The organism is Streptomyces sp. NPDC053076 (assembly GCF_044546845.1).
Lineage (GTDB): Bacteria > Actinomycetota > Actinomycetes > Streptomycetales > Streptomycetaceae > Streptomyces.
The window spans coordinates 1,632,666-1,646,595 of record NZ_JBITZL010000001.1; the positions used below are offsets into that span (position 1 = coordinate 1,632,666).

8 protein-coding genes and 1 pseudogene are annotated in these 13,930 nt (G+C 72.4%); 5 read left to right on the forward strand and 4 right to left on the reverse strand.

Annotated features, from left to right (window positions below):
* Positions 1–7 precede the first annotated feature (7 nt).
* A pseudogene (locus tag ACIGYR_RS06660) lies at positions 8–1,226 on the reverse strand (spore photoproduct lyase family protein).
* Between the two features lie 268 nt (positions 1,227–1,494).
* Here ACIGYR_RS06660 and ACIGYR_RS06665 point away from each other — a divergent pair.
* The 4 genes from ACIGYR_RS06665 to ACIGYR_RS06680 all read left to right on the forward strand — a co-directional run bounded on the left by ACIGYR_RS06665 (position 1,495) and on the right by ACIGYR_RS06680 (position 7,430).
* Positions 1,495–2,688, forward strand: a complete 1,194-nt coding sequence (locus tag ACIGYR_RS06665; protein WP_399601936.1) for a glutamate--cysteine ligase — start codon at positions 1,495–1,497, stop codon at positions 2,686–2,688.
* Positions 2,689–2,859: 171 nt separating this feature from the next.
* Positions 2,860–4,641: an N-acetylglutaminylglutamine amidotransferase gene (locus tag ACIGYR_RS06670; RefSeq protein ID WP_399601938.1), complete on the forward strand. Its 1,782-nt coding sequence runs from the start codon at positions 2,860–2,862 to the stop codon at positions 4,639–4,641.
* Positions 4,617–6,851: a S9 family peptidase gene (locus tag ACIGYR_RS06675; RefSeq protein WP_399601940.1), complete on the forward strand. Its 2,235-nt coding sequence runs from the start codon at positions 4,617–4,619 to the stop codon at positions 6,849–6,851. The genes ACIGYR_RS06670 and ACIGYR_RS06675 overlap by 25 nt, the downstream gene beginning before the upstream one ends.
* Before the next feature lie 402 nt (positions 6,852–7,253).
* Positions 7,254–7,430, forward strand: a complete 177-nt coding sequence (locus ACIGYR_RS06680; RefSeq protein WP_399601943.1) for a hypothetical protein — start codon at positions 7,254–7,256, stop codon at positions 7,428–7,430.
* Between the two features lie 107 nt (positions 7,431–7,537).
* On the opposite strand, the gene ACIGYR_RS06685 is transcribed toward ACIGYR_RS06680, so the two are convergent.
* The 3 genes from ACIGYR_RS06685 to ACIGYR_RS06695 all read right to left on the reverse strand — a co-directional run bounded on the left by ACIGYR_RS06685 (position 7,538) and on the right by ACIGYR_RS06695 (position 13,440).
* Entirely contained in the window at positions 7,538–8,500 is a 963-nt protein-coding gene (locus tag ACIGYR_RS06685) for an alpha/beta fold hydrolase (RefSeq protein ID WP_399601945.1), read from the reverse strand.
* A gap of 63 nt (positions 8,501–8,563) precedes the next feature.
* Positions 8,564–12,820 (reverse strand): molybdopterin-dependent oxidoreductase, encoded by a 4,257-nt coding sequence (locus ACIGYR_RS06690; protein WP_399601948.1) that lies wholly within the window; start codon positions 12,818–12,820, stop codon positions 8,564–8,566.
* A gap of 395 nt (positions 12,821–13,215) precedes the next feature.
* Complete coding sequence (locus tag ACIGYR_RS06695) at positions 13,216–13,440, reverse strand: hypothetical protein (RefSeq protein WP_399601950.1); 225 nt, start codon at positions 13,438–13,440, stop codon at positions 13,216–13,218.
* Between the two features lie 161 nt (positions 13,441–13,601).
* On the opposite strand from ACIGYR_RS06695, the gene ACIGYR_RS06700 reads away from it, so the two are divergent.
* Entirely contained in the window at positions 13,602–13,832 is a 231-nt protein-coding gene (locus ACIGYR_RS06700) for a hypothetical protein (protein WP_399601953.1), read from the forward strand.
* The last annotated feature ends 98 nt before the right edge of the window (positions 13,833–13,930 follow it).

Sequence of the window (13,930 nt, forward strand, 5' to 3'; positions counted from 1 at the left end):
CAAGCCCTCAGAAGGCGTACCGGATGCGCAGCCAGGGCGCATGGGCCGCCACGAGGCCGCGCAGCGTGTCGACGGCCTGCGCCTTGACCCGGTTGGTGTAGCGCACGTTCAGGGCCCCGTTCTCCGAGCGTTTGCCCTGCTGGAGAGCGGGCCGCCACAGCACCTCCTCGGCGCGGGGATGCCAGCCCAGGTTGACCTCGTGCAGTTCCCAGTTGTGGGTGAGCATGATCACTTCGGCGGCCGCCTGCCGTTTGACCCGTTCGGGCAGGACGTCGTCGAGCCGGCGGAGCAACTCGGTCCACGCCTCCTCCCAGCCGGGCCGCAGGACCACGGGGGAGAGGTTGAAGTGGACCTCGTACCCCGCGTCCAGGAAGTCCGCCGCGGCGGCGATCCGGTCGCCCACCGGCGTCGTCCGCAGGTCCAGCAGCCGCGAGTCCGCCGCGGGCATCAGCGAGAAACGGATACGCGTGCGGCCCCGCGGGTCCAGCGCCAGCAGGTCGGGGTTGACGAACTTGGTGGCGAACGATGCCTTCGCCGAGGGCCACTGGCGGAAGGCCCGCACGAGGTCAGCGGTGTTGTCGCAGATCAACGCGTCCACCGGAACAGTCGCCGTTCTCCCCGATGTCGTAGACCCAGGCCGACTCGTCGCACTGGTTGGGCTCCCGCTTGCGGCCCTGCCGGGCGATGTGGCGCGCCAGGTGGGCGATGATGGCGTCGATGTTCGTGAAGACGGTGATGGGGTTGGCGTATCCCTTGCGGCGCGGCACGTAGCAGTACGCGCAGGCCATGGCGCATCCGTTGGAGGGCCCGGGGGCGATCCAGTCGGCGGAGCGGCCGTTGGGCCGCGTGGTCAGGGTCTTCTTCTCACCCAGGACCAGCGTCTCCCCCTTCACGCGCACCCAGCGGTCGACGTTCCCCTCGTTGCCGTGCAGCCCCGGGACGAGCCAGTGGGAATCGACCTCGATCACCTCGGCGTGCGGAAAGCGGGCGAGGATCTGACGGCCCCGTGGGGAGGTGGCGGCCGCCGGTTCCGCGTAGACGGTCCGTACCGGCAGGAGGCGGCGGGCGGTGGGGGAGTCACGGAAGGCGAAGCGGTTCTCCGGAACGCGCCCCGGTTCCCGGCCGCCGCTGTCGCCCGCGCCCCCTACCGGTGCCGCGGCGGCGACGGCGTCGAGATCGAAGAGGGCGTCGGGTCCCTCGTCCGGTCCGGCGGAGGAGTACCTCATGCGTGCTCCGCTCGGGATGTCGGGGTGGATGCCTCACTCCACTGTAGGCATCCGCTGTCCGCGCGCCTCCGCGGGCCGGGCGGTGCGCGCCGTGGGCCCAGCCGTCCTCGAGAGCGCTCATCTGTGATGCAAGCAACTCGTTCGAGCGTCACTGCTTAGCCATCGGCCAGCTGGGAAGTCGGAGATTCATCGCCCGCCGCCCGCGGCGTCGGGAGCGGTTCCCAGGGCGAGGGCAGTCAGCCTCCGTCCGTCACCCCATAGGAGCGTCGTGACCGTGCGCATCGGAGTGGAAGAGGAATTCCACATTGTCGAGGTGGAGACGGGCCTGCTCGTGTCACGAGCCGACACGGTGCTGGAGAAGCTTCCGAGACCGACCTTCACCACCGAGATGCAGCAGGCGACCGTGGAGACGAACAGCGGTGTGCACACATCTCTGGGCGACCTCTACGCCGACGTCATCGGCACCAGAAGGCAGCTCGACGCCGCCGCGACCGCTCACGGGCTGGCCGCGGTCGCCGCCGGAACGGTGCCGCTGGCCAGCACCGCCGACATCCACCCCACCGCCGGCTACCGCTACCGCCGCATGGTCGACCAGTACCGCATGGTCGCCGACGAGCAGCTGATCTGCGGAACCCACGTCCACGTCGACGCTCCCGACCGCGACCTGGCCGTCCGCATCATGTGCGAAGTGTCGCCGTGGCTGCACGTGCTGCTGGCCCTGTCCGCGAGTTCTCCGTTCTGGCTGGGTGCCGACACCGGCTACGCCAGTTGGCGCACGATGCTGTGGCAGCGCTGGCCCACCGCCGGGCCGGTCGGCTGCTTCGCGGACGCGGCCGCGTACGACGCGACCGTCCAAGGCTTCATCGACTCGGGCGTCATCAGCGACCCGGGAATGATCTACTACGACATACGGCCCTCCGCCCATCAGCAGACCCTTGAGCTGCGCATCTGCGATGCCTGCCCCCGCGTGGAGACGGTCGTGCTCATCGCGGCACTCTTCCGGGCCCTCGTGACCGAGGCCCGGGACCGGCTGACGAGCACGCGGGCCCCCGCCTGCGAGGGGCGGCACGAGTGGCTGCGCGCCGCGTCCTGGCGGGCCGCGCGATCCGGCCTCGAAGGAACCCTGATCGACCCCTACACCCGCCACGAGGCGCCCGCCGCACAGGTCGTGCGCGCCCTGCTCAGGCGGGTACGACCGGCGCTGGAGGCCGCCGATGACTGGCGGACGGTCCGGGACCTCGCGGAGCGGGCGCTCAAGGAGGGCAGCGCCGCCCATCGCATGCGCCGCACGGCCACGGCCGAGGACCTGCTTGCCTGCACCGATCTGGCGATCGCGGAGACCCGCGGCGACCCCGCCCGGCGCCGTCGGCCCGCCACCGGCCTCAAGGGGAACGTCACACCCCTGGGGCGGCCCGCCGCGGACGCTTCCGGTTCCCGCCGGGCACGGATCGCCGGCCACTGACGCGCACGGCCCACGACGACGCCTGCCGCCTCACCGGGCCACCCGACGGCTCCCGTACGGACACGAAGGAGAACAGAGCACCATGCCGACCCCCGACCAGATACCGAAGGCCCGGCCCGCGCGCTTCGCGACACCACGCGACCCGCACCCACACCGTGGGGGTGCTGCCTGATGTGCGGTCTGAGCGGAGAGATGCGTTTCGACGGCGGGCGGCCCGACCTCACGGCCGTAGAACGGATGAATGACCGGCTCGCCCCCCGCGGCCCGGACGGTGAAGGGATCTGGTCCCGGGGAGCCGTGGCGCTGGGGCACCGGCGACTGAAGATCATCGATCTGTCCGAGCGCGGATCACAGCCGATGACCGACGGCCAGCACGAGATCACCGGCGTCTTCAACGGCTGCATCTACAACTACGAGGAACTGCGCGCCGAACTGGCGGCCCTCGGCCACCGGTTCCGGTCCACCTCCGACACCGAGGTCGTCCTCAAGGCGTACCAGCAATGGGGGACCGCCTGTGTCGACCGCTTCTACGGCATGTTCGCGTTCGCACTCGTCGAACACCGGACCGGCCGCCTGATACTGGGCCGCGACCGGCTCGGCATCAAGCCCCTGTACCTGGCGCAGACCGCCGGACGGCTGCGCTTCGCCTCGTCGCTTCCGGCTCTCCTCGCCGCCGGCGGCGTCGACACCACACTGGACCCGGTCGCCGTCCACCAGTACCTCAGCTGGCATGCGACCGTGGCCGCACCCCACACCATCGTGGCCGGGGTGCGCAAGCTCCCCCCGGCCACCGTGCGGACCGTCGAGCCGGACGGCACCTTCCAGGACCACCGCTACTGGCAGCCGACGTACACCCGCCGGGCCGAGCACGCGGGCATGAGCCCGAGCGAATGGCGGGACGCGGTGCTCGACGCGCTGCGCACCGCCGTGAGCCGCCGGATGGTCGCCGACGTGCCGGTCGGTGTCCTCCTCTCGGGCGGCCTGGACTCCAGCCTGATCGTGGCACTGCTGGCCGACGAGGGTCAGCGGGACCTGGCGACGTTCAGTGTGGGCTTCGAATCCGAAGGCGGGGTCGAAGGGGACGAGTTCCGGTACTCCGACCTGATCGCCAAGGAATTCGCCACCGACCACCACCAGCTGATGGTTCCTTCGGAGCGGGTGTCGACCGCCCTGGACGCGGCGGTCGCGGCCATGAGCGAGCCGATGATGAGCCATGACGTGGTGGCGTTCCACCTGCTGGCCGAGCAGGTGGCCAAGAACGTGAAGGTCGTGCAGAGCGGTCAGGGCGCGGACGAGGTGTTCGCCGGCTACCACTGGTATCCGCAACTCGCCTCCGCGGCCCGCGAGGAGGAACCGGAGAGGTATGCCGAGACCTACTTCGACCGGTCGCACGCCGACCTGTCCGCCATGCTCCAGCCCGACATGCTGCCGCCGGACGACGTCTCCCGCCGGTTCGTCAGGGAGCACATGGCGGCGCCCGGCGCCGAGACCGCTCTCGACGCAGCCCTGCGGCTCGACACCCATGTCATGCTCGTGGACGATCCGGTGAAACGGGTCGACAACATGACCATGGACTGGGGCCTGGAGGCCCGTGTGCCGTTCCTCGACCACGAGCTGGTCGAGCTGGCCGCCGCCTGTCCCCCCGAGCTGAAGCTGGCCGACGGCGGCAAGGGCGTCCTGAAGGACGCCGGCCGGAAACTGCTGCCCCGCGAGGTGGTCGACCGGCCCAAGGGGTACTTCCCGGTCCCGGCGATCACCCATATGGCCGGACCCGTCCTGGAGCGGGTACGCGAGGCACTGAACGCCCCCGAGGCCAGGCAGCGCGGACTCTTCAAGGACGCGTACCTCGCCGAACTCCTGGCCGCCCCCGACCGACACCGCACCAAGCGCGGAGCGAACGCGCTGTGGCAAGTGGCTTTGCTGGAGATATGGCTGCAGACGCACGGAATCTGACCGACAAGCGTGCCGCGGAGCCTACGGCCGGCCCGGGCACGACCACCGCCGGGCAGCCGACGCGGGATGCCGGCCCGGCGCCACCGGCCCCGGACGGCCGTGCCCCCGGCTTCGCCGCCCCCGCACGCATCCCGCTGCCGGACGCCGCCGGTCCGCGCGACGCGACGACACGGCTCGTCGCGCACGGCTGCTGGTACCCCTCGGCCGACCCCGCCGGCGCCCAGGTGGCCTACATCTGCGACCGCGGTGGTGTGCCCCAGTTGTGGGTGGGGTCCGTCGACGGCGCCGAGGTACGACTGCTCGACACCGAACCGGACCCCGTCCAGGAGGTCTCCTGGTCGCCCGACGGCCGATGGATCGCCTACACCACGGCCCCCGGCGGCGGTGAACACCTGCGGGTGCTGTGCGTACGCCCCGACGGCACCGACCGTCACATCCTGGCCGGAGCCGAACCGGGCAGCTCCGCCCATCTGGGGTGCTGGGCGCATGACGGATCGGCCATCGCGGTGACCGTCGCGGTCCCCACCGCCGTACCCGCGCCTCAGAGCGTGGCGGCGGGCACTCCGGCCGGACCCGGCCCGTCCGCCGACCGCCTGCCGCCCGGTCGGGCCGGCCGGGACGGCGACGCCGTGCTCCTCGGTGCGGCGCCCCACTCCGAGAGCGGACTGGGATGGCCGCCCCCGTCGGCGACCGCCGACGTGACGGCCCCCGGCGCCTCATGGGACGGACGCCACACTCCGGCCGCCGGCTTCGGCGACGGACTGTCGGCCTATCTGATCGACCCCGACGGTCTGACCGCCCCCGTCCTGCTCGCCGCCGAACAGGACGCGGCGACACTGCGGGTGTGCGACCTCAGCCGCGACGGCGGCCTGGCGCTGCTGCGCCGGGGGCCCCGCGGACGACGCGAGGCGGTGGTGACGCGCACCACCGACCGCACCACGACGTGTGTGGTGCCGGTGGCCGACGGCGACCCGTGGATCGGCCGGTTCTCTCCCCGCGCGGACACCCTCTGGCTGCGCAGCGACGCCTACCGCGAGTTCGCGGTCCTGCTCGCCGCCGGACTGGACCGGGACGGACAGCCGCACGGCTGGTCCGTCGCGGCCGCGCGTGAGGACAGCGACCTGGAACTGCTGCACTGCGCCCATGACGGCAGCACCGCCGTACTGGCCTGGAACGTCCGGGGCGTGAGCGAGGTGGAGGTCCTCGACACAGGCCCGTCCGGTACGGCCGGGGCCACCACCGGACCGCCCCGGCCGGTGCCGCTGCCCCATGAAGTGGCCACCCGGATCGTCGACGCGGGCCCGCGGCTGCTGCTGGCCCTGTCCGGCTCCCAGCGCCGCCCCGGGGTGTGGTGGCTCCCCGAGGGGGTGGCCCTGGCGCGCACCCCGTGGTCGTCCCGGGACGAGGACGCCGTGCCCCCGGGCCGCCCGCCCGTGCGACCGGTTCAGCTGAGTCTGACCGCACGGGACGGACTGCCGCTGAACGGCTGGTACTACCGTGCGCCGGGGCGCGGCCCCGGCGAACCGGCGCCCTGTGTGATCCATCTGCACGGTGGTCCCGAGGAACAGGAACGCCCCGTCCTGAACCCGCTCTACCACGAGATCCTCGGGCGGGGACTGGACATCTTCGCGCCCGACGTACGGGGCTCGTCCGGATACGGCCGGTCGTTCGTCGACGCGGACCTGGCCCGCGGCCGGTTCGCCGCGATCGACGACGTGGCCGACTGCGTCGCCCACGCGGTGCTGGCCGGCCCGGCCGATCCGTCCCGGCTGGCCGTCATGGGCCGCTCGTACGGCGGCTATCTCACCTTCGCCTCCCTCGTCTGGCACCCGGACCTGTTCCGTACCGGGGTGGCGGTGTGCGGCATGTCGGACTTCGCGACCTTCTTCGAGGGGACCGAGCCCTGGATCGCGCAGTCGGCGGCTCACAAGTACGGCCACCCGGAGCGCGACCGCGAACTGCTGCGCACGCTTTCCCCGATGAGCCGCATCGACGCGCTGCGCGCGCCGGTGCTCGCCGTGCACGGGGAGCACGACACCAACGTGCCGCCCGGGGAGTCCGAGCAGTTCGTACGAGCAGCGCGCGAACGTGGCCTGAGCGCCGAACTGCTCACGCTGCGCGATGAGGGCCACGACTTCCTCCGCGCCGACAACCGGCGGCTCTTCCGCCGTGCCGCCGCCGACTGGCTGCAACGGCACCTGACCGGCTGAACCGGCCCGGCCGGGGCTGGACCGCCGGTCAACGGGTAGTCGGACGTCACGGGACCTGACGAGAGCAGGGCACCCCCTGTCGAAAGGAGTGTCGTGTCCGGAGTTGTCGAACGACTCAAGCAGTTCGCGCGGAGCCCGCAGGGTCGGCGCACGATCGAACAAGTACGCCGTACCGCGGCCGACCCACGCCGCCGAGCCCAGGCCCAGCGACTCTTCGGCAAGCTGCGCGCCCGCCGGTCGGCATCGGGTATGTGACAGGCGGTCCATGCAGTCCGCGGCCCGCCGCCATGGCTCGCGCGAGGCGATCCATGCGGCGGGCCGCGGACTGCGTGGAAGGGCGGGCGGGGGGAATGCGGAGAGCATCGCGACCCGCGACCTCACCCGACCGGGAGGACGGACACCATGCTGGCCATTGTTGCGGCGGCCTTGTTCTTCATCGCTTTTCTGATCGACGCGGCCGACATCTCCACCAATGAGGTCTTCACCCAGACCAACATCATGCTCATCGGTCTCACGCTCCTGGCCCTGCATCTCGCGGGCGTGGGAAGCGGCTGGGCGGCGCGTGGCCGCAGACGCTGACGGGTCCCCGGCGCGAGGACACGCCGGGCCACCGCCTCCGGCCGCCGGGGCGATCGAATTCCTTTGAACCGCAACTGGGCACCGGCGGCCGGGCGCCGGCAGCAGGGTCAGGAACACGCCCTGAGGAAGTCGATCAGCGCCGTGTTCACCTCGTCCGGACGCTCCTGCTGCGTCCAGTGGCCGCAGCCGGCGAGCTCGATGGGGGCGCGCCACAGGTTGGGCATCAGGGCGGGGAGACGCTCGATGAGTTCCGGTGTGCCGGGGAAGGCGGGAACGACGTCGCGGTCGCCGTAGAGGTACAGGGCCGGCGGGGTGACGACGGCGCCGTGCCAGGGTGCGGTCAGTTCCCAGTTGCGGTCGAGGTTGCGGTACCAGTTCAGGGCTCCGGTGAAGCCCTTGGAGAAGCTCTCGGTGAGTGCGTCGAGATCCTCCTCGGTGAACCACGCCGGCAGCACTTCGGGGTCCGGCATGGTGGCGAGCCAGCCGCGCTCGGGGTCGACCAACGGCTGCCTGCCCTCACCGGCCTCGGGAGCGTCCCCGGAAGCCCAGTAGAAGAACTTCCGCAGGGCGGTGCGGGGGTCCCTGCCGAACTCGGCGTCCGCGACGCCGGGGCGGTTGAAGTAGTTCCAGTAGAAGCGGCCGTGGAACATCTTCTCCATGGCGGCCAGCGGAGGCTGCGTCCCCCGGAACGGGGGCGGCACGCTCAGGCCGGCCACCCCGCGCACCAGATCCGGTCGCAGCAGCGCGGTGTGCCAGGCGACCGGTGCGCCCCAGTCGTGCCCGACGACGTACGCCTTCTCCTCGCCGAGGGCCCGGATCAGTCCGACGACGTCACCGACCAGGTGCAGGATCGAGTACGCGCCCACGTCGTCGGGATGGTCGCTGCGCCCGTATCCCCGCTGGTCGGGCGCGACGACCCGGAAGCCGGCGTCGGCCAGGGGGCCGAACTGGCGGTGCCAGGAGTGCCACGACTCGGGGAAGCCGTGCAGGAGCACCACCAGGGGGCCTTCGCCCTGCTCGGCGATGTGCAGCCGAATGCCGTTCGCGTCAACCATTCGATGATCAACCATGGGCACGAGGGTACGTGCCGTGAGCAACGGGCCGGTGCCGACACGGGGCGGCGGCAGGTCCCCTCAGTAGACGTCACGGACGTAGCGCCTGTCCGCGGACAGGCGCCTGACGTAGGCGGTGACCTCCTCGGAGTCCAGGCCGCCGTGGGTGGCGACGACGTCCCTGAGCGCCTGGTCGACGTCCTTCGCCATGCGGCCCGCGTCGCCGCAGACATAGAGGTGCGCGCCGTCCTGGAGCCACTGCCACAGGCGGGCGCCGTTCTCGCGCATGCGGTCCTGGACGTAGATCTTGTTGCGCTGGTCGCGGGAGAAGGCGAGGTCGAGGCGGTCGAGTTGGCCGGATCCCCGGAACGCCTCCAGTTCCTGGCGGTAGTAGAAGTCGGTGGCCTGGCGCTGCTCGCCGAAGAACAGCCAGTTGGGGCCGGTGTGGCCGCGGGCGCGGCGGTCTTCGAGGAAGCCGATGAAGGGTGCCACGCCGGTGCCGGGCCCGACCATGACCATCGGCGTGGTGGGGTCGGCGGGCGGACGGAAGTGCGGTGAGCGCTGCACGAAGACCTGCACCGGACCGTCGTCGGCGCAGTCGGCGAGGTAGGTGGAGCACACGCCCTTGCGGTCGCGGCCGAGATCGTTGGTGTAGCGGACGACCGAGACGGTGAGGCGGACCTCGCCGGGGTGCGCGAGCGGGCTGGAGGAGATGGAGTACAGCCGGGGCTGGAGGCGCTTGAGCACCGCGGTCCATTCCGCGGCCGACGCCCGGACCGGGAACGCCGCGACGACGTCGACGGCCTGCCGGCCCCAGCTCCACTGCGCGAGCGCGTCCTTGTTGTCGGGCCGCAGCAGCCGCTTCAGCTGATGACTGCCGGTCCGCTCCGTCACGAACCTGAGCAGGTCGGTGGTGATGCGGGCGATGTCCAGGCGGGTGCGCAGCGCCTCTTCGAGGGGGAGCGGCGTACCGTCGCCCAGGTCCACGGGTTCGTCGGGATCGAGTCCGGTGAGCGCGAGCCACTCGGCGACGAGCCCCGCGCCGTTGGCCGGCCACACGCCGAGGGCGTCACCGGCTTCGTAGGCGAGTTCCCCGCCACGGGTGTCCAGCGAGAACTGCCGTACCTCCTTCTGGGAACCGGGCAGGCTCAGCAACCTGTTGCCGATGAGCAGGGTCGCGAACGGTGACGCCCTGGTGTGGCCGGCCGGTGCGGCGGCGGCGACGGACGAGGTGACGGCGGCTCCGGCCATGTCCGTCCCCGCGCCCGGGTCGGCGCCCCCGCCCCCGCCCGCACCCGTGCCCGCGCCGGCGCCCGGTGCCGCGGCCTGCCGGTCGCCGGCCATGGCCAGGGCGGTCACCACCTGGTCGAGCCACTGCCCGGCGCTCTCCTCGAAGTCGGGCTCGCAGTCGGTGCGCGGGACGAGGCGGGTGGCGCCGAGTGCCGCGAAACGCTCGTCGAGCCGGCGGCCGTGGCCGCAGAAATCGTCGTAGCTGGAGTCGCCGAAGGCGAGGACCGCGTACCGGATCCCCTCCAGCCGCGGGACGGTCGGGGCGCACAGCGCCTCCCAGTACCCGGCGCCGTTGTCGGGGGCGTCGCCGTCGCCGAAGGTGCTGGTGACGACGAGTACGTCGGTGTCCGCGGTGAGGTGGGCCGGGTTCGCGTCGGCCATGGGCAGCAGTTGCGGGTCCAGGCCCGCCTGCGTGAGGTGCGCGGCGGCGCCGGCGGCGAACTCCTCGGCGGTGCCGGTCTGAGAAGCCCACAGGACCAGGAGACGGCGGGTCGGTACGGCGGTGTCCGTGCCCGCCGCCGCGGTCCGTGCGGGCACCCGGGCAGGCGCCTCGCCGGCCGTGCGCGAGAACATGCCGGCGAGGACGCCGTCGACCCACAGGGCGTGACCCGGGTCGAGGGGCGCGCCCGGCGGCAGCACGGGGACGCGCCCGTCGGGCGGGTTCAGGGCGAGGCCGGACAGGTAGCCGGAGAGGTAGCGGCGCTCCGGCTCGGCCAGCGACGCGGGGGCGAGGTCCGCGATGCCGAAAAGCGTGGCGAGCGCCCGGACGGGGGAGTCCGTCGCGGCTGCCGGTACGGGCACGGGGGCGGGTGGCACGGGCGTGGTCCTCGGGTGGGTGCTCGGGCGGGCCGGACGTACGGGTGCGGCCGTTCTGGCCAGGGCGACGGCACAGACTTTGAACTCGGGCTGGAACGAGACCGGGTCGACCGCGTCGTTGGTGACGGCGTTGATGCTGAGGTACTCGCCGAACAGGTCGTTCCAGTGGAAGGGGGCGAAGCAGCTTCCCTGCCGGACCCGGTCGGTGACCACGGCGGGCAGCACGGCACGCCCGCGGCGCGAGGCGACCTCCAGGTGATCACCCTCGACGACACCGAGCGCCTCGGCGTCCTCCGGATGGATCTCCACGAACGGGCCGGGGTCGAGTTTGGCGAGCTTCGCGACCTTGCCGGTCTTGGTCATGGTGTGCCACTGGTGCTGGAGGCGCCCGGTGTTCAGGACGAACGGGTAGTCGTCGTCCGGGAGTTCGGCCGACGGCAGGTGCGGACGGGCGAAGAACCGGGCGCGCCCGCTCGCGGTGGGGAAGGCCAGGCGGGGACGGGTGCCGTCCTCGCGCTCCAGCAGCGTCTGGCTGACACCGTCGTTGAGATAGCGGATCGGATTGCGGTCAGGGCCGTCGGCGGCCGGTGCCGGCCACTGGACCGGTGTGCCGCGCAGCCGCTCGTACGAGACGCCGCGCAGGTCCCACCCCGTCCTCGGGTTCCACGCCTGCTTGAGCTCCTCGAACACCTCCTCGGCCGAGGCGTACGTGAAGCCCTCGGCGAATCCCATCGCGCGGGCCACCTCGGCGATCAACCGCCAGTCGGGCAGCGCCTGTCCGGGCGGGTCGACGACCCCCGGCACGAGGGTGAGATTCCGTTCCGAGTTCACCATGACGCCGTCGGACTCCGTCCACAGCGTCGCGGGCAGCACGACGTCGGCGTACGCGTTGGTCTCGGTCTCGGCGAACACATCCTGGGTGATGACGAGTTCGGCGGCCTCCAGGCCGGCGATGACGGTCCTGCGGTTGGCGACCGAGGCGACCGGGTTGGTGCAGATGATCCAGCACGCCTTGATGTCACCGGTGCCCATCCGCTCGAACATCTCGACGGTGCCCCGCCCGGACTCGGCGCGCAGTGAGCCCTCGGGGATGCCCCACAGCTGCTCGACGAAGGCCCGCTCGGCGGCGTCGAGCACGGATCGCTGGCCGGGCAGCCCCGGGCCCATGTATCCCATCTCGCGCCCGCCCATGGCGTTGGGCTGGCCGGTGAGCGAGAACGGACCGGATCCCCGCCGGCACAGTGCGCCGGTCGCGAGATGCAGGTTGACCAGGGCGTTGGTGTTCCAGGTGCCGTGGGTGGACTGGTTCAGGCCCATCGTCCAGCAGCTCATCCACTCACCGGCCTCGCCGATCAGCTGCGCCGCCCGCCGGATGTCGCTCTCGGGGATGCCGGTGATCTCCGCGACCTTCTCGGGCGGGTGCTCCGCGAGGAAGGCGGGCATCTCCTCCCAGCCCTCGGTGAACTCGGCTATGAACGCGTCGTCGGTGTGGCCGCCCGCGACCAGCAGGTGCAGCAGGCCGTTCAGCAGGGCGAGGTCGGTGCCCGGCCTGATCCGCAGGAAGAGGTCGGCCTTGTCGGCGGTGGCGTTGCGGCGCGGATCGACGACGATCAGTTTGGCGCCGGCCGACTTCACGCGGTCCATCATGCGCAGGAACAGGATCGGGTGGCAGTCGGCCATGTTGGCGCCGATGACGAGGAAGACGTCCGCGTGGTCGAAGTCCTGGTACGAGCCGGGTGGGCCGTCCGCACCCAGCGACAGCTTGTAGCCGGAGCCCGCCGAGGCCATGCACAGCCGCGAGTTCGACTCGATCTGGTGGGTGCGCACGAAGCCCTTGGCCAGCTTGTTCGCCAGATACTGGGCCTCCAGGGACATCTGCCCGGACACGTAGAAGGACAGCGCGTCCGGGCCGTGCTCGTCCAGGATCGCCCGCAGCCGGGCCGCGACCGACGCCACGGCCTCGTCCACGTCCGTCTCGACCGCCGCGGCGCCCCGCTCCGCACGGACCAGCGCCCTGCGTGCCCGCCCCGGCGCGGCCATCATGTCCGCGCTCGTCGCTCCCTTGGTGCACAGGCGCCCGAAGTTGGCCGGGTGTGCCTTGTCCCCGGACGCCTTGGTGGCACGGCGGCGGCCGTCGGCGGGGTCGCGTGTCACGTCCAGCACGATCCCGCAGCCGACGCCGCAGTACGAGCAGACCGTGCGGACAGTGCCGTCCGCCGAGCCAGATGCCACCGATTCCCCATCCCGAGGTGTGTGCGCTTTCCCGGGCCGGGACCGTCCCGCCGGTGGCGGCAGCCCGAGATCAGCACCGTAGGAAGAGGGAATTTCCAGCCCGTCACACGGCGGCGGCGCCCGGGGTTACGCCCCCCGCACATGTCGTCGCGGCGCCCTGTGAGGCCGGCCCTCCGCCCAGGACAAAGAGGCCCGGGCGCTCCGACCGACGCGCCCGGGCCCGGTGGCTCAGGTGCTCACACCCGCTGGGAACGGGCCACGGACGCCGGCCGCGTCTGCGTCTGCCTCCAGCCGCACACGGCCCAGCCGGGCTGGGAGCCCCCGCGGTCCCGGCTCTGTGGCGCGCGGCCTGAGCGGGCGGCGTCGGCGTTCTCGCGGCGTGCACCGGCGCGGGGCTACGGCCGAGCGTCCGCCCCCGGGTCGAGGCGGACGCGCAGGCCCTGCACGCTGCGGGCGACGCGAGCAGGGCTGTAGATCACCTGGTCGGCGGTCGGCCGGGGCCGGCGGCGGAGCAGGTGCCGGAGCGCCGCGGGTTGTTCGAGGAGGGCGTGCATACCGTTGCCGATCAGGCCCACGGTCGTCTCGTATCCGGCCGCGACGAGCTGGGCGCACGTGGCCACGGTCTCCGCCCGGGCCGGCCGGCCGTCCGCGTCCTCGGCGAGCGTGCGCAGGAGCCCGGTGCCGACCGGGCGCCGCAGGGCGACGCCGATCCCGCGCCAGGCAGACCCGTGCCCGCGCGGCGCGCTCCCGGGTGCCGGGGCCGATCAGCTCGGGCGGGTCCATGCCACGCACCAGGAGGGGGCGGCACACGCACGCGCCCGCGGAGTCGGGGTGCGTCCTGTCGCTTCACCACCGGACCATCCACCCGACCGCCAACCTCGACACACCCGAACCCGGCATCGACCTCGACATCGTCGCCAAGGCCCCCCGCAGCTGCCGGATGGACACCGTCCTGAGCACGTCGTTCGGCTTCGGCGGACAGAACGCCGTCCTCGTCTTCCAAGCCGTCTGACCACGTGCCGCCGGCCGTCCCGTACCGGTCCGGTACTCCTGGTGTGCACGGCCGACCGCAAAGGCCCGTTCCCGCACAGGGCCACCTCACGCACAGGG